We start from the raw sequence: 23,083 nt of genomic DNA on the forward strand, positions 1-23,083 counted from the left end.
CGAGAGCAATGGATTGAAAATCGGGAAACCGAACTGCTTCCGGTACCTTATTTTACTCATTTTTTATTATTCGTTTTAATTGTATTCGTGATACGCTTCGCTTAATTCACGTGGTTTTTACGCTTCCTGATGTATTGAACAAAACCGCGCTTCACGAGCCCAAAATGTTGTACGATTTTTTATTTGAATCTGCCTGGGAAACGCTTCAAACGTTTGGGAAAAACAAAAATCTCCAAATGGGAATGATTGCTGTTTTGCACACTTGGGGGCAGAATCTGAGCCTTCATCCGCATTTGCACTGCATTGTTCCGGGCGGTGGAGTGGATGAAAGCGGAGCTTGGAAAAATCTACGTTCAGATGGGAAATTTCTCTTTCCTGTAAAGGCGTTGTCTAAAGTTTTTAGGGCTAAATTTTGTGAGAAACTAAAAGATAAAAATCTTGAAGAATATCCCAAAATCAGGCAAAGTCTGTGGGAAAAACCTTGGGTGGTTTTTGCTAAAAAGCCTTTTGGAAGCCCAAAATCTGTGGTGGAATATTTGGGCAGATATACGCATAAAATTGCCATCAGTAACCAGAGAATCAGGAAAATTGATGCGGAAACGGTCACTTTTTCTTACAAAGATTACCGCCAGAAAGGCATCAGAAAGCAGATGGTTTTGAGCCACGAGGAGTTTATCCGCCGTTTTGCGATGCATATTTTGCCGAAAAGATTTGTGAAAATCCGTCATTATGGTTTTTTGAGCAGCACTTGGAAACGAATTAAGCTTAAAAAACTGCAACAAAAATTAGGCATTCAAACCAAAGAAAAGCCCCTTTCTAAAGTTTTTCAGCCGAAATGTAGTTGTTGTAAAGTAGGAAATTTGGTAACGATTGCCACGTTCGATCTTCGAGGTCCGCCACAATGGTTTTTGGAAATGAGCCAAAGCCAGCCAACGCCTAAAAAATAGATTTTTGGGTAAGGGAAATTATGCCCCGACATGAAGGAAAACACGATAAAACCGACAAAGTTCGCCAAAAACGAATGCCTAAAAAAAAGAGAACGTCCTGTTCTCTTGAAATATTTTCTAAAAACTTTACGATAAACCCATAGTGTTGAAAAAGCTCCCAAAGCGAGCCTGCCCTGAGCTAGCCGAAGGGTTCAACAGGAGTTTCATTGTTGGCTCTTCGAGCCCAACGAAACTCTGGTTATTAGTGGCAGTTTTATTTTTTTTCCTTTTTAGTCAAGTCAATATTGAAGTTTGCATTTATGATAATTCCGTTGTTGTTTTGAAACACATTTTGTCCGCTTATTTGTCTGCCAAATTGAACGGTTTGGTTTAAATAACCACCTTCAATTCTTACGTTCTTGTTGAACCGATAACCAAGCAAAAAGCCAATTCTATTTTGGTCAAAAATATTAGCATTTACATTTTCTCCAAAACCAATGAAAATTTCGTCATACAATGCCAAGTATGGTGTTTTGTCTTTTATTTCTGTACCTTTTAATGGCACTTGTAGTCTTACCATATAACGCATTCTGTGTAGTAGCGGAAATTCATCTTCCTTTTCTACACTGGCAGAACTGTATCTTCCTACAAATCTTTGTTCTAACATAAATCGGTGAGAAAAATCAACAATACCTTCTTTGTGTGAAAGTTGTACCATTTGAAATAATCTATGTTCGGTAAAATCTCTGCCAAGTCCGTTTATTGGAATTTCACCATACGGAAAAGTTTCAATCCAAGCATAACCTGCTCTAAATAATACTCTCGAATTAAGTTGATAGTTTACGCCAACTCGTAAAAGGCTTTGTTGCCAATCTGTTATGAAATTGTCTCTACGGAATTGGTACTCGGTATGTAAACCAAATTTCTCTGATAATTTGAAAGTACCAAAATAATTGTACCAACCAATATTTTCGTGTGTATTTATACGATTGTTTTGACCTGATACATTATTACTAATGCACCAAATCAAAACAAGTATAACTATGATTTTTTTTTGCATTTTATTTTACAAATTGAAGTGTTCCATCTGTTAAACGATAAAAAGCACCTACAATTTTGATTTCACCTTTGTCTTCCATTTCTTTAAGAATTGGGCTTTTTGCTCTAATTTCATTAATCGTATGAATTACATTGTTTTCACAAACGTGTCTCACAAATTCATCGTTTTTTGAAGTTTTTTCACCTGCAAAATCTTGGCTCATTGCTACTGCTGGCTTTATTTTAGCAAGCATTGCTGTAATGTTACCCAGTTTCACATCGTCAATAGCACTTTTTACTGCTCCGCAATGTTGGTGTCCTAAAACAAAAACTAATTTTGCACCTGCTACTTTGCACGCAAATTCCATACTACCCAAAATGTCTTCGTTAACAAAGTTGCCTGCTACTCTGGCAACAAAAATGTCGCCCAAACCTTGGTCAAACACATTTTCTACTGGTACACGACTGTCTAAACAACTCAAAACTACTGCTTTTGGAAATTGACCAACGGCAGATTTTTTTGCCTGAATAGATAAATCTCTTGGTGTGCTATTCCCAGAATTAAACCTTTTGTTACCTTCTACGAATTCCTGCAAAACAGCATCTGGTGTCAAGGCTGCTTGTTGTTCTTTGGTCATAACGTGTGTTATAACGTTTTTTGTTACTTCTTTGGTTTCTGTCGAACCTTCATTTTTTGTTTCCGTTTTTGTTCCTTGGTTACAAGAAAATAGGGTTAGTGATACTAACGCTGTTGCTAAAATTTTTGTGTTCATTTTTTTTAATTATTTTTTTACCTACTTCTTATTACGGTGTTCGGTTTGTCCGTTTTATGTTGAACAATTAATGTTTGTTTTGTTTACTGAGTCTGCAAAAATTGCCACTAACGGTTTGCGTGTATGTGCAGTAGCGGATTAGAAGCACTTACCTGTCCGTTTAGCACAAAGTTTTTTAGAAGCACAGACCTACGATTTACCACTTCACCCGCTATTGCCACATACACGTTGTTATGCCCTGGCGTTCTTGTCGTCCGTGTCTTGCAACCCTTGTCAATATTGAGTTTTGCAACCAACTGTCCGAATGTTTTTCTGTCGGGTTGTGTGTTGGCGTTTTTAAAATTTTTAGAAGGGAAGGAGATTTTAAAAAATAATTTTTCTCGGGTGGGAGAGGTGGAAGCTCTTACCACAGCTTTGGCTTGTGGGTCGGCTTTGAGGGGCTGTGGTATGTGCTTACACCTGTGCATTGGCTTATTCCATTAGTTCGTTAATCTTATTTTGCCACTCGTCTTCAAATACTACTTGAAATTCAAAGTCGTGGTCTGGAAATTCGTCAAAGAGCTCTTTCCAAGCTTTCTTTGCTCCTAATTCGTTGCAAAGTGCAAATACGTCTTGTTTGTATTTGGTGTCCTCATTTTTGAGGTGGATTCCTTTTGTTTCCAAAACATACACCGTTCCGTAATCGTCTTTTTCTTCTTGCTTGTCTGCTGCAAGAAAGTCAGGATAGATTTTATTTCGTTTCCAACCTTGTATGTGGTAGTCTTGTCTGCTCATATTGCGATACCACCACAATAACTTTTCTTGCTCGTCAAGGTAAATGGCAACTGATTTTTCAAGGTCGTTTATGTTTTCTTCGGGAACATAGTCGAACAATGATTTTTGAATTGGTGTGTTGTCATTACGCACCAACTGTTTGTTGCTCTTTACTTTTATTCTTGATGGCAATTCAAAACCGCCTTTGTCTGTAATCAGGAAGAAGCATAATTTTTTGTCGGCAACCATTTTTCTAAAAACCTGTTCAGATAAACGGTTTCGCTCTTTCTCTAAAATCTTTTTGAGTTCTTCAATGATGAAAACGAAATTGGCTGCAACTGTTTCACGCTCGTATTTCTCCAAAAGTAGTTGAATCGCTTTTTCTCCGATTTGGAAACAATGCCAAGGATTAGGAATAATTTCTGTAATCTGTCTAGTTAGAAATACTTCGTCTATTTCTAATGTGCCTGATTTTTCCGCTCTGCCTGTTTCCTTTAGTAATTCCTTTTCTTCATCACTCAATCCTAAGGCGATTTCCTGTTCTTGGTTTCGCTTATTTTGGAGAGAAAGATTTTTGATTTCATCAATGTTGATACTTTCCCAATCTATTTCACTGAGAATATCAATTTCAAAATTCATATCTCGCCAACTTTCTTTTTCTTGAATGACGAATTTTGGTAAATAAATTTTTCCCTCAAATTTTTTAAAACCCGGACGATACAACATTTCACGTTCTTTTAAACCGCCTGTATCTGTTCCTGCTTCATCGCTTACAATTCTTCCTGCAATGTCGCCCAATCCCTCATCTTCCAATCCTTTTTTGATGTCGCTTACCAACGATTTTGCATTTTGACGGAACGTAAAAACATAACATTCGTCTAAATCCTGTACTTTGGTTTTTCGTGCAAATGGTTGTCTTAAAATACGACCAACCAACTGCGTAATTCCTGTTGCAGAACTTGGATTGGTAAGCACCGTAAGTACATACGCAAATGAACAATCCCAACCCTCTTGCAAGGCTTGTTTGGTAATGATATAGCGTATTTCACAATCTTGGGCAAACAAATCTATTCCCTCAATATCGTCTTTTTCGCTTGATTTTATAGCGATATGACTTTCGGGAACATTGCATTTTTTGATTAAATATTCCTTGGCATCTTCTGCGTGAATGTATTTTTTATCTCGCTGGTCTTTTCCTGTTCTTTCAACTTGAATCAAGCAAATCGGACGAATGTATTCACCTGTGTTTCCTTCGTATTCTTTGGCTTTTTTCTCTAAATCGTTTCGCTTTTCAAAACTTGCCAATAAAGTGTCTTGCCAATCTAAGCTGGTTTTGTTGGTCAGGTGAATGTCCAACTTTATCATTTCTTCTTCGTGCAATTCCCGACCTGTAATTTTTACCAACTCGTTGCTGTTGGGTGGTGGTGTTGCCGAAAGTTCAAGTATAAAAGACGGATTGAAATTGCGTATTGTATTTCGTGCGTTTTCTCCATAGGCACGGTGTCCTTCGTCAATTACCACAAGCGGACGTAAAACCTTTAAAGTGTTTCCAAGCGAAGTTTTTATTTGCGTTCCGAATACTTCCATTTCGGTTGTGAAGCAATCTAAATTCGGAATGAGCTCTTTTAGTTTTTTGTGTCCTTGAAAATCATCTTCACGAGGAAAAAAGTCGGTAAATCCGCCTTGGTCTCTGAAAACCTTTAGTGTTTCCTTGTTTTGACGGTTGGCAGACGGAAGCATTAACATCAGCACAACCAAATTTTCTTCTATATCAAGGCGATTAAACACTTCTGTTTTTTCCTTGATTAATGTTCTGCCACCGCTCGAAATGTCCAAAACCTGACGGTATGGATGCTCTCGATTTTTAAGTGCCGAAATAGTTTGTCGGTAAATTTGCGTGGATGGCACAACCCACAAAATCAAACCCGTTTGCTTATTGAGATAGGTTTTTTGAATACTGTCAATAGCGTGACAAGCCACCAAGGTTTTTCCTCCACCTGTTGGAACTTTCAAATAAATGTCGGGCAATGGCTCGTCTAAACCGTTGGTTTTAGAATGATAAATAGAACGCCCTGTTGCCTTTTCCCAAGCCTCTTTCGGGAAATTGATATGTTTTGCCAAATGCGGTTTGAGTTCGGCAATTTCCTCAAACTCTTTTTTAGCATCAGCTAAAGCACTCAAATATTCTTTGAGTTCCTTTAATACCTTTTCCTGATAATGCTTTAGTCTCATTAGTCTTTTGTTATATCGGTTTCTTCAAGGTCTAAAACCATTGAATGTATTTCATATTCAAACCATTCTTGAAAAATCTTGAATGTTCTCTTTTGTGGCCAATCTTTTTCGTCCGTATGCCAATCGTTCAGTTCGTTTTGAAAAATTTGGTCAAAATTCCGTTTCAGCCATTTTTCTAGTGCTTCGTTGCTGTCCTTTTCCCGAATGAGATAAATATTTCCTTCCTCTTTCTCGGAAACAGGACTTTCGGGATAAATAAAGTTTATCCAATCAAACAACGGTTTTTTGGGTTTTACCACAATAGCGTTGCGATTGATGCTTTCATAGAAATATGGAATCGGCTCTATCACTTTTTTGTTGGATTTATATTAATCATACTTGTATTAATCATACTTGATATTAAGCTGTTAAAGTGCTGTTCGAATGTTTGGCTTTTTACTTGAAGAATATGGTTTTCGGTGCTAAAATCAACAATGATATTATTGTAGTCAGCGAAATGCTCCAATTTATACTCAACCATTTTTTCAATTACATCACTGTGGTTATGTGCCTTTAATTCTTTTTTATACAAATCAACTCCTATACTTTCTTTGTTATTTGCCAAATTCCAAGCTTCAATACCAACTTCCAAAGTTTCTTCAAAAGTTAGGTTTTCAGGCAAAAGTTCATCAAACTGCTCCACAAGTTGCACAAGCATTTCTGAATATTTTGCTCCTGTATTTTCTATGTTTTTCTCTTTCATAGCTATTTTTGTATTCTATAAATTTCGTAAGGCAACTGGCAAAAATCAATTCGGTAATCCAACAAAGTATGGTCGTCCACATATTTGGCAGGGGCAAAAACCAAACGCTGTTTATTTTTGAATTTTGGAAGTGATTGGCAAATTTCTAAAGTCAGAGCGTTTTTCTTTAACCATTCCAAATCGGGTTTGTAAAACAGATATACCTCGTAGTTTTTGCTTTCTCCAATAAAACCTGTTTTCTCATTGATTGCCTTTTCGTTAAACTCTTCGCCTGTGGCGGTATAGAAAAGGTATCGGGCAAATTCTGTAAATGAAGGTAGGTTTTTACCTCTCAACAAACTTTCCATTTCGATAGTGTCGCCCAATTCAAAGTAACTGAATGAACCGCCTGTTCCTTTTTTGAGCAAATCGCTTTTGGCTGTTTTTACGCCTTTGATAACCCTGCGAACTCTTTCGGCTGTAATAGTATTAGCATAATCTTCCTGCTCCACCAAAATAAATTTACGGTTTCCACCGTCTTCTTTGTTGAGTTCCAAAACAGCGTGGGCCGTTGTTCCTGAACCTGCGAAGCTGTCGAGGATGATAGAATTTTTATCTGTTCCAATTTGCAGAACCTTTATCAATAAACCTAATGGCTTAGGATAGGGGAATTTACTATCTGGAAAGATTTGCTTCAACAATTTTCCACCTGCTTCTGTGTTGACATCTTTGTCAATCCATATTGAGCGTGGTTTTTTTGTTCTTTGTTCATCATTTCTATCTAAATAATCTTTGATAAAAATATCGTATTCATTTCGTCTATGTATTAGCCTTGCATAAACTCTATTTACTTCATTTTTTGTTTTATCAAGTCCCCACATCCATCTACCTTCTCTTCCGTCTGATTTTTTAGGTAATACTTCTATGGAATGTGTTTTAGATTTTGTAAGACTTACCGAACAATCATTTGGATTTACAAAGATTGGAAAAAACATATCAGGTCTATCTGTACGCAAAGATGCTGCTCCACGTTGTCGCAATCCTAATTCTCTCCACATTTTACCATCTTCATCTTGTTTGTCAAAATCTTCAATGTCTTCTTGTGTAAGAGGTAAGCCGTCTAATTCAAAAAACTGATTGTTCTTTGCATAGATAAAGAGTGTGTCATGAAGCGTTGCTACATTATTATCTGATTGTCGTCCTCTTGGGTTGGCTTTTACAGTTATGTTAGCAACAAAATTATCTGCACTAAAAATTTCATCAAGTAAACATCTTAAATGATAATTTTCATTATCATCACAAGAAATAAAAATGGCTCCGTCCTCGCTCAATAATTCACGCAACAGTTTTAGGCGTGGCATCATCATACAAAGCCATTTGTCGTGGCGTGTCATATCTTCTTTGTCCACCACACTGCCCAACCACTCCTTAATCATTGGGCTGTTTACATTGTCGTTATACACCCATTTTTCGTTACCTGTATTATAGGGTGGGTCTATGTAAATACATTTTACTTTCCCTGCATAAGTTGGAAGTAATGCCTTCAATGCTTTCAGGTTGTCGCCTTGAATAATCAGGTTATCGTGCAAGGAAACTTTGTCGGTTAAACTCAATTCTGCCTTTGGCACAAGTTGGTGGTATTTAACCGCCAAATGGTGGTTTTGCACAAATGTTTTTCCTTTGAAATGGAGTGTTGGCATATCTTCTATTTTTTTCCGTGTTCTTTTTTAAGTTTATCAAGTTTTGGACGCATAGTATCAAATCTGTCTGCTTCCTCTTGCAAATGTTTTAATTGTGGCTTTGCCGCCAAATATTTATCACTGTGAATATGTCCTTCCATATATCGGCAACACAATTTGAAATTATCCATTATCTCTTTAACTAATGAATCATCAACGTGTAACCCCTTTAGGGAATCAATACTTACTCTGTCATCAAATCTTTTTACAGCACCACAGAACAATTCAAATATGACAAATGCTTCGTATGAAGAACGTAATGCAGCAAAACCGCTTTTTATAAACGCTTCTCTTATTTCAGGGTCTGCATCCTTAGCAAGTTTGATATATCTCCTTGCTTCTGCTGATGTTTTATATTTTGCTTCGTGAGATGGTGTATTATCAGGAAATATCTTTCCTGGCTCTTCTAAATTCTCAATGCTATGGCATCTGTATGGAATTTGAAAATCTGTGCAGTAATTTATTAGTGCTGAAACAAACACTAAATCGTGTGTAAATAGTAAAACTTGTTTGCTTTGAGATAATTCACAAATTCTTTTGGCAATTACTTTTTTCCGTTCTTCATCAAGGGAAGTAACAGGGTCGTCAAAAACAATTCCTTTATTTATTGTAGTAATTGTTGATTCAGCAATAAAATCAGCTAATGCAATTACCTTTTGTTCTCCTTCACTAAGAATTGCAGATGGGTCTTTGCCTTTTAAAAATAGTTGTCGGTTGCTTTGAGCATCAGAACTTCTTGCATCAATTTCAATTCCGAATTTTCCCTCTAACTTTTCACATTCCTCATTAAACGATTTTATGTAATCAGCATTGAAATACTGTTTTGACAATCTCTTTTCAGTATTGGTTGATTGGGTTTTGTACCATTGTTTGTTAAACTTATCTGCTTTGTTTTCCCAAATCAGATTCTTGTGCAAGTTTTCAATATCCGTAAATCTTAGTGAAAGCTTTTCTTTATGTGCTAAGTAGGTCTTTTGCTTTAGAAGGTCTGCCAAAACTTTGTTTTGTTCATCCTCCTCAAAGGCTTTTATGTCTTTGTCAATTTCAGTTTCAATTTTTTCTAAACCTGTTAAACCCAATTGAAACTCAATTTCTGCTTTCGAATCTTTGGCAATGATGTTCGCTACTATTCTTTCAGCAAGTGTTTTCTGTTTCTCTAAACCTTCTTTTAATAGAGTTAAATCAGCTTCATATTTTTCATTCAACCAAGCTGTAAGCGTATCCGTCTCTGGAAATTGATTAAGATTTAAATCATTGTAGTCCTTCTTAATTTTATCAAGATTTTCCTTTGCAGTTTTTGCCTCTTGTTCTGCAACGCTTTTTATATATGCCCAATAACTGGCAATAAGCTTTTTTGGAGCATCCTCATTAATTGATTGTTGGCACAACAAACAACTGTCACCAATTTCAGGATATTCTACACCGTTTTCCTTTTGTGTTATTGCATATTTTTCAGCGGCTTCAATAAACTGCTTCCATTCGGGAGAGCCAATGTTTTTAATCTTATCCGTTTTGAATTTTTCACTACCTTCTTTTTGGGCTGTTTCTTCTTTGGTTTTACAGTCAGCTATGGAATTTTTAACCGTGTTTAATTGATTTTGAGTAAACCAAAGATTTATAGTTTCGAGATTCTTTTTTCTTGCTGCTAATTGAGTTTTTATATTGCGAAGCTCCTTTAACGCTTTGTCCTTCTGTGAAAGAGAAATTTTTAAATCGTCATACTTCTTTTCAATTTCAGTTTTTTTCGTTTTTTCTTCTTCAGTGAATGGCAGATGCTTTTTTAAATCTTCGAGCTTTGAGTTGTGCGAAAGCGAAGAAAGAAAAGTTTTAATTTCTGATTCACCTTGAAAAATATCTTCATCTGCAAAAGGGTTTGCAATATTCTTTGTTCTGATTTCCGTGATCAAACGACTATTCAAATTCTCAAGTGCAGTGTTAAACTCATTGAATAGTCTTAATCCTGCTGGTCTGAATTTAAAGTCATTTCGATATTTCAAATGTCGTCTGCCAATTTCACCATCAAAAACAGCAAATTGGTTAAATACACCATTGCCAACATCATCAGGATATTTAAGCGATAAAGCACCTTCATCAGTTGTAAATTGAAAATCAGCTTTTATCGGCTTGTGTCCATTATCAAGGTGAATGTTCGGTTCAATCGGTTCTCTATCTTTTGAATAGAACACATTCTTAAGAAGTCTTACATATCCTGATTTTCCTGCACCATTTGAACCGTATATAATTGTAAGGTTTTCAGTTAATTCAATGGATTGATTTTCTGCCAAAGCATTAACGCCTTCAATATTTGACAAGGAGTTAAAGATTATGTTTGCTTTAAAATCATCAGATGCGTTTGGATTGTATGAAATAGAAAGTACGGGTTTTTCGCCCTTTTCTTTTAGGTCAAGCTCTTCAAGAAGATATGAAAATGCAGATTCATATTTGTCCTCTGTTAATTCATTACCTGAAAGAATTTCAGAACAAATAAACTTTGCCCAATAGGGCAGTCCGTCAGCAAATTTCTTTACTTCCGTTTCAAGTGTTTCCACTTGCTGTTCAACTTCTGCTATTTCATTTAATTCATCCATTACTTACGTTTGGTCTTATTGTATTTTACTTTTTCCTCTGCTACTTGCAATGCTTTCAAAGCCACATCTTTGTCCGCTACCTCATACACCAACTTGTCAGACAGCCAAGAAACAAGCAAATCGGTTTCTTTAATCTTAAAAAACTCGGCAAGTTTTATCACCTGTTCACGGCTTGCATTGCGTTGTCCTCTCTCAATTTTGCTTAAAATTGCCTGGTCAATGTCGAGGTATGCTGCAACTGTCCGCAGTGGCAATTCCTTATCTTCCCGTAGTTTTCTTATCGTTTCGCCTAAGCTGTCCATTTTGAACAATTCTATTTTGAATGATTTTGTCAAAAATACAAAGTTCTTTTGGAAAATCTTCTGAAAAAGTCTCCAAAGTTTTCAACAGGTTATCATTTGTCAGGCGGGTGTGCAGAATTGGCTCTTTTGCAAAACTTGGGTCGTGTGTCGGCTTGTGCGGTTTTGCAAATGTGCCAATGTGCGGCTGGCTAAAATTATTTTTTAAAATGTGCGGTGGGAAAAATTTTAAAAACATTCGGGTTGGTTTGCGTGTCGGCTTGGTCTTACCGTGTTAGTTTGTTAAAGAACGCTTTTAAGTCAGTCCGCTTAAATTGTCAGGTTGCAAAGTCTCCGTTTTTCAGTCGTCATTTTCAGGGTTGCACTGTCTTTTACGCTTGGGCATAACGGTTTGCAGCTTGGCGAAGTGGCGTAAATCGAAGCACAAAAGTTCAGTTTTTGCACTAAAGTTCAATAGAATTACTATCGTTGAATTTAGCACTTAATCCGCCATTGAGCCAAACGCCTGTTGGCGGTTCGTTGTTTTCTGTCTGTGATGGTATTTGTCATTTTTGTCAAGCGGTTAGGTCTTGTTTACTTGTCAAATTCTCCATTCTTTTTACAAAAATATTTTCACTTTCAATTAGTTCGTCCATTGTCTGATTTTCGAAAACATAAACTCCGTCCACTATAAAATTTACATCATTGTCGTTGTTGCCGTATAAAGTGTCGGAATGTGATTTATCAATGTTTATTTGTTTTGATAATGGATAGATTAGTCCACTTGTAATTAAATCTTTTTGATAATAACCTGAATAAGAATGGATTTGATGCAAATCTGCTCTGTCAATGTCTTTATTTTGCATTTCCATTTTCTTGAATTTTGCATCAAGAGCAATAATTTTTCCGCTTGTCTTGTGTTTCATTATTAAGTCTGGAAATATTGACCTGCAATAAAACTGTTTTTGATAAATAGGAATTTCTACTTGACCACTGACAAACCAATCGGGGAAATTTCTACTTAAAAGTTTTTCAAGGTAAATTTCGTATAGTTCAGCAATATCAAACAAATAGCCAGTTGTTGCCAAATTTTGCTTTTCATTGTCAGGCATTAAGTCTTTATTCAACAAAATAATTTCTGCATATTCCAAAACCTTTTTAAATCCACTATACATTGGATTGTTTATGGTTTGGTGTGTTTTGGCTTTTTGTATTGTTTCGTAACTCGCAAAACGTCCAGAATGATGCTGTTTTAATAATTGACTTAAACCAAGTAAACGACTGTGAATTTCTTTTCCAAAAGCACTTTCTAATTTTCTTAACGCTAAATATAAAACATCAATAATTTCTTGAACATACTTTTGTTCTTTGAATGTTGTTGTTAGTTTACCTTGAAACGGAATATCTCTTTTTAAGTAGTCGTTAAAATTTATACTTCCTCTTACTTTATGGCTACGTTCTTGTTGTTTTTGATATTGTTGTGGTAAACCTAAAACAACTGCTTTTTCTAATGATTGAATGAATAAATGAGCGATGATAAATAAAAACTGATTTTCAGTTTCGTCTTTCTTGGCTTTGGTCTGTTCGTTATCAACGTAAATATCATTTACGAAATTAAGCATACGTTTTAGAAAAGTGTCGCCATATTTTGTTGTGATATTGATTTTGCAACCCTTGTGAAAAAGAACACCAGCATATAAACCAGTTTGAATAAAATATTCTTTTTCTTGGCTGGTCTTTTCCTTGGAATATAATTTTAGGATTAGACGTTCTTCGTCAGGTTCAAAAATGCGTTTACTTTTGAAACTAAATACTTTGACTTGTTTTAATTGCTCTGCACCGAGTTTTAATTCATAAACTGAAGAAAAAATTTGTTGTAAGTTCTTAATTCCTGACTTTTTCACATTAAAAGCCTCTCCCAAATTCAATTCTTGTATGGGTGCTTCTTCGTAAAAATTATGATTGACAGGAACGCTAATTTTCATTTTATTTCATTGTTTCTTTAAACTTACTCAACGCTTCATCTAATTTACTTTCTAATTCACTTTCCGCAAATACTGCTCTTAAATACTCTTTCAAAGTTGGTCGCAAAAACAAGTTGAATAAAACTTCAACATTGTTTGGTGTAATTTCTTTTCGTTTAGCGATGTCGCTAATTTTCATAAAAAAGGAATGACCAAATTCATACGATTTTCCCAAACCTAAATCATTAGAAATATAATTGTTCAATTTTTCGCAGGCTTTTATATACTGGTTAATATTGTTGAACTCTTCTTTTCCTTTGAAACGTGTTTCTTCCTCAATAACTTCGTAATCACAATCTTTTCTTATCCACTTAAATCGTCTGCGAAGGGCTAAATCAAAAGCGTCAATGCTTTTGTCCACATCATTCATCATTCCTATGAAAAATACGTTTTTAGGTACACCGAATTTTACTTCTTTATTATCAATTTCGTAAGCCAAATGTTTGAATTTTTCTTTATCCTCTTTGATTAAATCTTCAATGAGTGTAGAGTATTGCGTTCTGATGAGATTTTTGTTATTTTCTGTGTTGTGTCTGTAATCTTTTTCCAATAACGATAACGTTTCGCCAAATACGGTTGAAAGATTAGCACGGTTTATTTCGTCAACTACGAAATAAAAATCCTTGTTTGGCTGTTCTTTTGCTTTGATACAAAAGTTTTTAAAAACACCATTTACTAATTCAAAACGAATGTTTCCGTCTATTGAAACTCCTTTTGGTTTGATACCTTCAATAAAATCTTCGTAAGTAAATGAAGGGTGAAATTGCAAAATTTCGTATCGTGAACTGTCGCCTTGACAAACAAAATCTAAACTATTTTTTGCGGAAAATGTCTTTCCAGTTCCCGGTGGTCCATAAAGAATAACATTTGGATTATTTGTATCTGCAATAGCTTTTGAATTTACAAATCGCCATAAAAAACGTGATAGCAAAACAAGTTCATTTTTATCTTGTTCATTTACCTCTAAAAGCTTCTTTGCAACAAAACAAATCTGATAGTTCTTGGTAAAAATACCTTCGGTATCACTGTCAATAAACTCGCTATACAATTCTTCCAACCAATATGAAGAGTATATGTAAAGAAAGTCAGACAAATTATCTAATACTGCCAATTTCATTAAAACTTGTTTGGCACTATAACTGGTTTCTTCAACTAAACGAATTTTTTCTAATGCGTCAGAAGTAGAAACAATATTCTTCAATAAATTTTTAATGTTCTCATTGAAGTAAGTTTCTGCTTCTTGTCGATTTGCATTAGGTTTCTTTTGGCTTTTGATGAAATATGTTTGATTATCATTATTCAGTTTTACTTCAAAATTTTCGGCATTTCCAGGTTTGGAAGAACCTAAAACCGTTTTTGTTGTCCTTTCTAAGAAATTACACAAATAACCGCCTGGCATAGTCGCTGTGGAACTCCCTAATGTATTTGTATAATCATCCAAAGCCAATGTGTCATTTACAATTTTGTCTTTGTATTGTCTCCATTGAGCAATTAAACTATCAATCTCTTGATTATTGAATTTTTTATCTTCCTCTTTGGTTTCGTTTTTGAATTTATTCCAAAGTGCTTTGATTTGAGATTGTCGCTCGGCTGATAGTTTTATATTTTCCATTAGTCTTTTGTTAACTGCATTTCGATACCATTGAATTATTATTTGGGCGGTTTCAGTATTTAAATTTCTACAAATTGATAATGTTCCTCTTGGTTGTGGAATTGTAAAGTTGTAGTCTGTTTCGTAAAGGTCAAGAATTTCAACATTTCGTCTATGAGGAAACCAATCAAAATCGTCTGTTACTATTCGTTCAAACCAATAATTACCTGTAACTCTAACTAATGCAATAGGATTTGAGCCGTCTTTTACTGCTACAATGTCTCCAATTTGCATTTCATTTTCAAACTGTTGAACTAAACTTTGACCGTTGTCCCATTCGCCAATTCCGATAACAGATTTTTCTTGAAGAATTCTAATGACAACATCTCTTGATATTGTTCCGTTGTCATCTGGGTGTAATTGTATGTGCCAATAATTCATTTAAACTCTAGATTATTTATTTTAAGTTTTGGTCGTTGCGTTGTCAGTTCTGGTGTCGCTCTACAATGACCGCCAACTATCGGCGGATTTGTGATAGTTCAAAATTTAGTAACGAATTTACGTGAATTTTGAATTTCACAAATCTGTTGATGTGCGCAGTTCGAGCGTTAGCGAGAAGTGAGAACATCAACAGATGTAATCCGCCGATAGATGTGTTGCGATTCGTAGCAGAGCGAAGAATTGCGACACATCGTTTGGCAAATTGGCGATGGAGCCGACTTTTAGCACAAATGTTGAATAGAATTACTAATCTTCAACATTGCACAAAAGTTCAATAGAAGTACTTCACCGGCTCTATTGCCAATTTGTTTGTTATGTGCCGTTTTATTCCATTTTATACATTTAACAATTGCTGAAACGTAAAGTCGGGTTTAAACATTTCAATTTCGTTTTGAGTTGATTCTTCTTGTGCTTCTTTGCCATAGATAAACATTTGCTGTTCATAATTTTTAACAGCCTCTTCAATGCTATTAAATTTTCCATCGGCTAGATTATCAGACAATATCAAGGCATCCACCAACCCACTATTTACTCCCTGCCCTGCAAAAGGCGGCATCAAATGTGCGGCATCCCCAATCATTGTTATGGGTAATGGGCGCTTGCTTTTCCAAGGCTTTTCTAAAGGAAATATCCGTGTAGCCAATCCTACAAATGACAACGTCGTATGAATCAATTCTTTGTAGCGTTCGTCCCAATCGGAAAATTCTTTCAGAAGAAAATCAACGACACTATTTCTGTTTTGAAAATCTACCTGCGTTTGGTTTTTCCATTCATCAGGTGTTTTAAAACTTATTCCAAAATGCAATGCACCATTATTATTGGGGTTAGCAAATAATAAATTACCTTGGTGAGATGCCATTAGCCGGTTTCCATTGCATAGCTGAAAAAATCCAGGACAGTTTATCTCTGGTTGATGAATATCGGCTTGTATATTGAAAGTACCTGTTTCTTCAACTTCCGTGTCGGTAACAAATTTTCTTACCTTGGACATCCCGCCATTGGCAAGAATAACCAAATCTGCTGTTTCACTCGGTTTATTCTCAAAAGTTAGTGTCCACTTCTTCTTACCAGGTTCAAGCATAACAAGTTTTCTATCCCAAATAACCGTGTCGTTTTCTAAACTATTCAACAAGATAGCCCTTAAGTCATTTCTGTTTATTTCAGGATTGTCAAATCGATTTTCGGGCTTTACATTTTTTGTGGATAAAATATTGCCTTTTTCATCAGCAATATTTACACCCATTGGTAAGGCTAAGTCATAATAAGTTTGTAACAATCCCGCTTTTTTCATTGCTTCCTGACCTGAACCTTTGTGTAGGTCAAGGGTTCCACCAAAAATTCTTGCCTCTCGGTCGTTGTCTCTTTCGTAAACTGAAACGTCTATGCCGTTTTGCTGTAATAATTTTGCCATAGTCAGTCCAACGGGTCCACCACCAATTATTGCAACGTTCTTATCACTAAGTAAATTCATTTGTTTGTCTGTATCTATTCGCATTGTCATTCAAAAATGGCACATAACGGTTCGGGGCTTTGCGAAGTGGCGGATTTCGGAGCAAAAATATTCAGTTTTTGCACTAAAGTTCAATAGAATTACTATCGTTGAATTTAGCACTTAATCCGCCATTTTGCAAAACCCCTGTTAGCCGATCGCCCCTTTTGTTTTCAAGGTTTAGTTCCGTTTTATATTCAGTTTTTGGTTCTTCTACAAGAAATAATTCAAGTTCTTTATTGTCATTGAAGCCACCAATTTTTTGTCTGTAAGTTGCCGAAGTTTTAGGGTTTTCAATCTCGATTTTTCGGTTTTTGCTTATTGTCAAAAACTCTTCTTCTTGGTCAATTCCCAAATATCGTCTGTTAGCCAAATTAGCGGCTATTCCTGTTGTCGAACTTCCTGCAAATGGATCTAAAATCCAAGCATTTGGCTTTGTCGAAGCCAAAATAATTCTTGTTAAAACCGACAAAGGTTTTTGTGTTGGGTGTTTTCCGCAAGATTTTTCCCAAGGTGCAATTGCTGGCAATTTCCAAACATCTTTCATTTGTTTGTTGCCATTTAATTGCTTCATTAGTTCATAGTTAAAATAATGAGGAACTTTTTCGCTTTTTCTAGCCCAAATTATTTGTTCTGTCGAATAGGTAAAATATCTACACGAAAAATTGGGTGGTGGATTGGTCTTTTCCCAAGTGATTACGTTCAGAATTTTAAAACCTAATTCATTTAGAATTTGTCCAATTGAAAAAATGTTGTGCATTGTTCCGCTTATCCAAATTGTTGCATCGTCTTTCATTTTGTCACGAACTAATGAAAGCCATTTTCTGTTGAAGTCGTTTATATATTCAAATCCTTCGGATTTGTCCCATTTTCCTTTATTTACGCTTACAATTTTTCCGCTTTGTATTGAAAGTCCATTGTTTGATAGAAAGTACGGTGGATCTGCAAAGATCATATCGAACTTATGGTCAAATTGAGGCAAAAGATCCGTTGTATCTCCGTGAAGAAGATAGAAGTCTTTGTCGTCAGATTTGAAAAATGGACTTATCATTTGTAACTATCTACAACACCGTTATAATAACCTAAAGAATATGCAGCGTGTGGACTTCGATGTCTTCTGTCACCTTTTTGGCTTTCTTCTAATCCATCTAAAACATTTGCTAAATTTATGTTTTCAGCTTTTTGTAAACCGTGTTGGTAGCCAATTTCGTAAGCACAAGAAGCACATTTGTGTCTTCCAACACCTTCTTGTCCAATTGGTAAATCTCTAACTATTTTGTCAGTATTGTCGTGGTTCTTGTTACAAGCCATATTTTGATTTTTAAAAATTTAAAACTTCTTCTTCTTGAATTTTCTTGATAAAATCCTCAAGTGTTATCAAATTGTACAAACTCGGAATTATGTTGTACGCTTCTTCTAATTTGTTTTTTGCAGAAAACCAACCTTGTCCGTCAGTTATCCAAACAAATTCGTAATTAGGATATTGATTTATTTTTGGTGCAACATCGGAATAAGCTCTTGCAGTTTCATTTAATTTTGAACCACCACTATTGTAATAATTGGTTTCAATTAAATAGGTTTTCTTTTTGGTTTTAATGACAAAGTCAAATCGTTTCACATCCGCACCTAAACTTATGATTTCTGGAAAGATTGTATTATTTACTTCCTTTTTGTAGAAAACCCCTGCCTTGTCAAAAATTAGCGAAACTGCTTTAGACATATTATCGCCACCTCTGTTTTTTCTTGCATTTGTGTCTAAACCAACCTCAATTCCAAAAACGTAATCAACTAAATTTTTTACATCTTTATTTCTAAAAAGTTCTGCTAATCCAGTTTCTTCAATGTATTCTAAAATCCCTTCAGGTGAAGTGAAATAGGTGTCAAGTAAAACAATTTCTCCGTTGTTGTTGAAAGTTTTTGCCTTTTTGTTTTTGCGTATAGCAATCAAAATATCCAAAACCTCAAAAACATTTGGATTTTCTTGGTAAAGTTCATATACTGCTTCTTTCAAATTTTCTTTTCCAATCAAATAATTAAGTTGATTGAGTTTGATTGAAATTTTGTTAACGTTGCTTTTTATTTTTTTGAAGTCTGTAAAATAGTCAAGCGTTGCATTTGTTTCTGAAAATTGTGATAGGAAATGTTTAAATTGCTCTGACATATTCTTGACTATTCTTTTGATTTGTAATTAATAACTCTGTTAATTTTCCTCTTTTCTCTGGATTTGCATTTATATTTCGTCTTGCATCAACACGTTGAATGTTGAAATCAGAATATAAATCGTCAAAGAAATTATCATTTGCATTTTTTCCTTTTACATCTGAATTACTTAAAATCCAAGTATGGTTTAATTCATCTAATTTTGTGCAAAACTCTTTTAAACGAATTTGTTCACTATCGTTAAACTCATCTTTTGCGTACGAATTAAAACTTGAAGTTTCGCTTAACGGTTTGTATGGTGGATCAAAGTAGAATAAAGAATTTTTGTCTGCATAATTCAAAGTTTGCTCAAAATCTCCATTCAAAATTTCAACTTTTTGCAGAGCATTGCTTACTGCCATAATATTTTCTTTGTCGCAAATTGTCGGTTTTTTGTAACCGCCCATTGGCACGTTATACAAATTTTTGCTATTCACTCTATAAAGACCGTTAAAGCAAGTTCGGTTAAGAAAAATAAACAAAGCGGCTTGTCCGCTTTGTTCTTCTTTTCTTGTATTGTACAATTCCCTTTTTTGGTAGTAATAGAGTTTTTTGTTTTCCTCGTTTCCTTCCAAATCGTGAAACTCATTTTGCAGAATTTCGAGAATTGAAATCAGTTCTTTTGGATTTGAAGCGATTGTTTTGTATGTGTTTATTAAGTCTTCGTTGATGTCGTTTATTACAGCTTTTTCAAGTTTTGGAAAGTTGTTTAACATCCAAAACAAAACCGCACCACTACCAACAAAAGGCTCGATGTAAGTAAAGTTTTTCTTCGTTATATCTGTCGGCAAAGTTCGTTCAATGTCAGAAATGAGCTGTGTTTTTCCTCCTGCCCATTTCAAAAACGGTTTTGCTATTTTTTTTTCAGTCATTCCGATATTTATTCAGTTATACGTTTCAAATTTACAATAAAAATTTCGCTTAGATGTCGGTTTGAAGTTTGAATTTTGTCCGACTGTTGAGTTTTAGCACTGTCGTTGTGGGGTGTCGGCTAACGGTTTGCAGCTTGGCGAAGTGGCGTAAATCGAAGCACAAAAGTTCAGTTTTGCACAAAAGTTCAATCGAAGAACTGCACTTGAACCTACCACAAAACTGTCATACGAAGCACTGCCCCCGCCATTACGCCAAACCGCTGTTGTGCGTTCGGTGTTCTTTTTCGGTCGTCCGTTAGCGTTGGAAAAGCCATACTCTTTTGCAATTTTTGAATGCAACGTTGGCTGGTGCGAATTGCAAATGTGTATGGCTTTATGCATAGGCTACAATGAACTTGAATATGGTAATGCTTTAATGTAGTTTTCCATATAATCCCAATCGGGTTCACCTTTTTTTGTAACAGGTAGTTTTATATCAAAACTTTGTAATCTTTCCTTTTTTCCTGTCATTCCGTAAGAAAAACGGAACTGCTCTAGTCTCAATACTGTGATTAAAAACATTGCTAAGTATGGATTTAGTTTTTTCTTCCTTAAATAAAAAACATTAGCGTTATCAGAAACCCATACTTTTTGGTCTTGATAAAAAACTTCTCCTATTGAGCCGTAACAAGCAAAACTGATACAGTTTTCATCCGTATGTCCATTACCTATGTAATTGTCAATACCGTTATTTAAAGAAGAAGAACTAACGTATGGAATATTGCCATCGCTTTGGTCTTTTTTCGTTAATCTTTTGCCTTTTTTTATTTTAAAAATACTATTGTCCGTACCATCATCGTATCTAAAATATTTCCAATCATCAGTATTTATTACATAATCTTTAGCATTATCTGCTGGATTTGCTGAGACAGAAAAACCACTATTTTTCACAAGTAACTTATACGCAAGAAATGCTTTTAGATTGTTAATAAAGTCAGACTTTTTAAGAATAGAATAGTCTGTTTCCATATAAGCTTCCGCACACCATTCATCATTTTCATTAACTACTTTTTTAACACTATGTCCTGCTATTTCGTCTTTATTTCTATAAGCTTCCAACCATTTTTTTTGTGTTAATGGCCACTTATTGTAAAAATCAGTTCTTCCAATGTTCTTAATTTTTATAAAACCATCTTGTTTCCAATATCCGAAATATGTTTTGTAACCTTTAGGGTGTTTTTCTTTCGCTCTAAACACCATAATACAGGTATTTACTGTCGCATTTGAATTATGAAATAATTCATTAGGCATAGAAAAAACAGCTTCAAGAGTGTGCTCTTTCAGAATTGCCTTTTTAAGTTCAAACTTTGCACCTTTTGTAGCCGTAGCACACATCATTGGCACAATAGAGATTGACAACGAGCCTTTTTCAATTAATTCTAAACTGCTTTTGACAAATTCTAATTCTTCGATATCAGTTTTACTTGCTTTATATGGCGGATTTAAAAAAGCAACATTGGGTTTATATCCTAAAATGTTATTAATAACTGGTTTATCAAAACAGCTACCTTTTATCAAATTACTTCTACCATCACCGTGAATAAACATATTTGAACAAGTGAGAGAAAAAATACTATGCTGAATTTCTACACCAATAATTTGCTTGGACTTAATTTCTAATATTTTTGCTGTGTCGTTACCTGCATCAACAATCATTTTTTTCATTGCTGAAATTAAAAAGCCACCTGTCCCGGTACAAGTATCTAGTGCAATACTGTCTTTCGTAATATTGGCAATTTCTGCAAAAAGTTCAGTTATATGTGGAGGTGTTAATACAATGCCTAAACCTTTATCATTGTTGGCATATCTTAAAAATTCGTTATAGAACTGTCCTAGTGTATCAAAGTATTGATATGATTTAATGAAGTTATTAATTTTTTCATCAACACTTGTAATAATATCCCTTAATTCATTTTCTTTTACTGCTAAAATAGTATGGGTAGTAATGAAACTATAAGTGTTTATAATATCTTCAATATGCTTATTCTGAACGTCAGTAAGTTTGTTTTTAATAGTATTGATTAAATTTTCTGCAAGCTCTTTAGGTTTTTGATATTTGTATGCTTTACAAAATGCTTTATCTGTTAATGCAATTAATGCACCGCTAATCAAAAGACTTCTATTGGATTCAGCTACTTTTAAAGTGTGAAGTTTGTCGTTGAGAGTTTTTGAATACTTTAATAATTCTTGAAAGTCTTGATTAAATTTTCGTTCGTCAGTTTTGTAGCCATCCAAGTAATCACTAAATGACAAGAATTTATCGTCTTTAAAAATATGATGGGCTTCATTTGTGTTTTTTAATTGTAAATAGTGAGTTACTTTTAATTCTCTTTCGGTTTCTCCACTTATTGCTATTGCTATGACATCAAATTCTTTTGATAAAAAAGAAGAGTATAATAAAGCCCCATCAACTGCATAAGATTTTGGATTATCTTTCTTTTCGCTCTCGTGATATTTTGTTTCTGCCTTACACTCAACAACAATAATTACTTCTGGATTTTCTTTATATTGAACTATGAATTCTGGAAAGCCTTGACCTTTTCCACTCTTAGACGCATTAGTCAGAAGCTTTTTTATTTTTAGGTTTGAAGGCGATTGTTCTTCAAAAATCACCTTTCCATTTTGATAAAAATCATCACCTAATACGTGATTTCTAAAAAAGCTTTCTGTTATCCTTTCGTTTGCCATAATCTAAAATTTGAATTTGCCTTGTTTTACGTTCCTGCTCTTTAAGTATTTTGATTGTTCTTCTGCAACAGAAAAAACTTTATCAGAGCACTCATATTTATTGACTTCATCAACAAGGATGTCAGCAACAAATAATGTTTTTAGTTCTTCAACATCCTTTCCAATAAAACTTGCAAGCTTGACTAAATTCGCAAAAGGAAATTTTTTTCGACCATTTTCAATTTTACTTATATCGGTCATAATAATTCCAATATTTTGTCCAAAATCACTTTGGTTCATTTCCTTTTTTTCTCGTTCTCTTTTTAGGAACTCTCCAAATGTTGCCATAATGAAGTCTTGCTTAAAATCTACTTGCTAGTATTTGGCAAATGTATAAAATATTTTCAATCTTGTTTGTCCGTGCATTGGAAAAAATGGCTCTTTTGGTTTTTTGAGCGTTGGCTCGTATCTCGGAAAAAACCAAATGTGCCATTTGCGGGTCGGCTGTCTTTTTACACTGACGCACAACACTCAAATATACGAAATAATATTTTATATACAACTTAAATTTTAAAATCACAAAACACTGTATATTAACACACAATATCAATATTTATTTGTAAATTAGTCATTCTATTCATAATAAATATTTG

18 protein-coding genes and 2 pseudogenes are annotated in these 23,083 nt (G+C 34.6%); 2 read left to right on the top strand and 18 right to left on the bottom strand.

From position 1 onward, the window contains the following. Positions 1–947, top strand: a pseudogene (locus tag G0Q09_RS12495) (IS91 family transposase); the annotation flags it as partial. Positions 948–1,200: 253 nt separating this feature from the next. On the opposite strand, the gene G0Q09_RS12500 reads toward G0Q09_RS12495, so the two are convergent. From G0Q09_RS12500 to G0Q09_RS12550, 11 genes are all read right to left on the bottom strand, one after another. Continuing rightward, positions 1,201–1,986, bottom strand: coding sequence for a DUF2490 domain-containing protein (locus tag G0Q09_RS12500; RefSeq protein WP_219035125.1), 786 nt, complete (start codon positions 1,984–1,986; stop codon positions 1,201–1,203). A gap of 1 nt (position 1,987) precedes the next feature. Next, positions 1,988–2,737: a carbonic anhydrase family protein gene (locus G0Q09_RS12505; protein WP_219035126.1), complete on the bottom strand. Its 750-nt coding sequence runs from the start codon at positions 2,735–2,737 to the stop codon at positions 1,988–1,990. Between the two features lie 471 nt (positions 2,738–3,208). Further along, positions 3,209–5,722, bottom strand: coding sequence for a DEAD/DEAH box helicase (locus tag G0Q09_RS12510; protein WP_219035127.1), 2,514 nt, complete (start codon positions 5,720–5,722; stop codon positions 3,209–3,211). Continuing rightward, entirely contained in the window at positions 5,722–6,072 is a 351-nt protein-coding gene (locus G0Q09_RS12515) for a hypothetical protein (protein WP_219035128.1), read from the bottom strand. The genes G0Q09_RS12510 and G0Q09_RS12515 overlap by 1 nt, the downstream gene beginning before the upstream one ends. Beyond that, positions 6,069–6,464, bottom strand: a complete 396-nt coding sequence (locus tag G0Q09_RS12520; protein WP_219035129.1) for a hypothetical protein — start codon at positions 6,462–6,464, stop codon at positions 6,069–6,071. The genes G0Q09_RS12515 and G0Q09_RS12520 overlap by 4 nt, the downstream gene beginning before the upstream one ends. A 2-nt stretch (positions 6,465–6,466) precedes the next feature. Beyond that, complete coding sequence (locus G0Q09_RS12525) at positions 6,467–8,143, bottom strand: site-specific DNA-methyltransferase (RefSeq protein ID WP_219035130.1); 1,677 nt, start codon at positions 8,141–8,143, stop codon at positions 6,467–6,469. Between the two features lie 5 nt (positions 8,144–8,148). Next, entirely contained in the window at positions 8,149–10,770 is a 2,622-nt protein-coding gene (locus G0Q09_RS12530; RefSeq protein WP_219035131.1) for an AAA family ATPase, read from the bottom strand. Continuing rightward, a complete protein-coding gene (locus G0Q09_RS12535; RefSeq protein WP_219035132.1) occupies positions 10,770–11,072 on the bottom strand; it encodes a helix-turn-helix domain-containing protein in 303 nt (100 codons plus the stop codon). Before G0Q09_RS12535 ends, G0Q09_RS12530 begins: the two co-directional genes overlap by 1 nt. Then, the gene (locus G0Q09_RS12540) at positions 11,029–11,307 is read right to left on the bottom strand and encodes a hypothetical protein (RefSeq protein WP_219035133.1); all 279 of its coding nucleotides are present in this window, start codon (positions 11,305–11,307) and stop codon (positions 11,029–11,031) included. The genes G0Q09_RS12535 and G0Q09_RS12540 overlap by 44 nt, the downstream gene beginning before the upstream one ends. Before the next feature lie 316 nt (positions 11,308–11,623). Beyond that, positions 11,624–13,033 carry an McrC family protein gene (locus tag G0Q09_RS12545; RefSeq protein WP_219035134.1) on the bottom strand — a complete coding sequence of 470 codons (1,410 nt, stop codon included), beginning with the start codon at positions 13,031–13,033 and terminating at the stop codon, positions 11,624–11,626. 1 nt (position 13,034) lies between these two features. Beyond that, positions 13,035–15,104: an AAA family ATPase gene (locus G0Q09_RS12550; RefSeq protein WP_219035135.1), complete on the bottom strand. Its 2,070-nt coding sequence runs from the start codon at positions 15,102–15,104 to the stop codon at positions 13,035–13,037. Positions 15,105–15,253: 149 nt separating this feature from the next. On the opposite strand from G0Q09_RS12550, the gene G0Q09_RS12555 reads away from it, so the two are divergent. Further along, a complete protein-coding gene (locus G0Q09_RS12555; protein ID WP_219035136.1) occupies positions 15,254–15,442 on the top strand; it encodes a hypothetical protein in 189 nt (62 codons plus the stop codon). 56 nt (positions 15,443–15,498) lie between these two features. On the opposite strand, the gene G0Q09_RS12560 is transcribed toward G0Q09_RS12555, so the two are convergent. The 7 genes and pseudogenes from G0Q09_RS12560 to G0Q09_RS12590 all read right to left on the bottom strand — a co-directional run bounded on the left by G0Q09_RS12560 (position 15,499) and on the right by G0Q09_RS12590 (position 22,778). Continuing rightward, the gene (locus G0Q09_RS12560; RefSeq protein ID WP_008651082.1) at positions 15,499–16,665 is read right to left on the bottom strand and encodes a tetracycline-inactivating monooxygenase Tet(X2); all 1,167 of its coding nucleotides are present in this window, start codon (positions 16,663–16,665) and stop codon (positions 15,499–15,501) included. 244 nt (positions 16,666–16,909) lie between these two features. Then, a pseudogene (locus G0Q09_RS12565) lies at positions 16,910–17,704 on the bottom strand (DNA-methyltransferase); the annotation flags it as partial. Continuing rightward, positions 17,701–17,964: a hypothetical protein gene (locus tag G0Q09_RS12570; protein ID WP_219035138.1), complete on the bottom strand. Its 264-nt coding sequence runs from the start codon at positions 17,962–17,964 to the stop codon at positions 17,701–17,703. The pseudogene G0Q09_RS12565 and the gene G0Q09_RS12570, both read right to left, overlap by 4 nt. 10 nt (positions 17,965–17,974) lie before the next feature. Continuing rightward, a complete protein-coding gene (locus G0Q09_RS12575) occupies positions 17,975–18,814 on the bottom strand; it encodes a type II restriction endonuclease (protein ID WP_219035139.1) in 840 nt (279 codons plus the stop codon). Continuing rightward, positions 18,798–19,724, bottom strand: a complete 927-nt coding sequence (locus G0Q09_RS12580; protein WP_219035140.1) for a DNA adenine methylase — start codon at positions 19,722–19,724, stop codon at positions 18,798–18,800. Before G0Q09_RS12580 ends, G0Q09_RS12575 begins: the two co-directional genes overlap by 17 nt. A gap of 384 nt (positions 19,725–20,108) precedes the next feature. Beyond that, positions 20,109–22,451 carry a restriction endonuclease subunit S gene (locus tag G0Q09_RS12585; RefSeq protein ID WP_219035141.1) on the bottom strand — a complete coding sequence of 781 codons (2,343 nt, stop codon included), beginning with the start codon at positions 22,449–22,451 and terminating at the stop codon, positions 20,109–20,111. A 3-nt stretch (positions 22,452–22,454) separates the two neighbouring features. After that, the gene (locus G0Q09_RS12590) at positions 22,455–22,778 is read right to left on the bottom strand and encodes a helix-turn-helix domain-containing protein (protein ID WP_219035142.1); all 324 of its coding nucleotides are present in this window, start codon (positions 22,776–22,778) and stop codon (positions 22,455–22,457) included. Between the last annotated feature and the right edge of the window lie 305 nt (positions 22,779–23,083).

The organism is Empedobacter falsenii, assembly GCF_019308355.1.
GTDB lineage: Bacteria > Bacteroidota > Bacteroidia > Flavobacteriales > Weeksellaceae > Empedobacter > Empedobacter falsenii_B.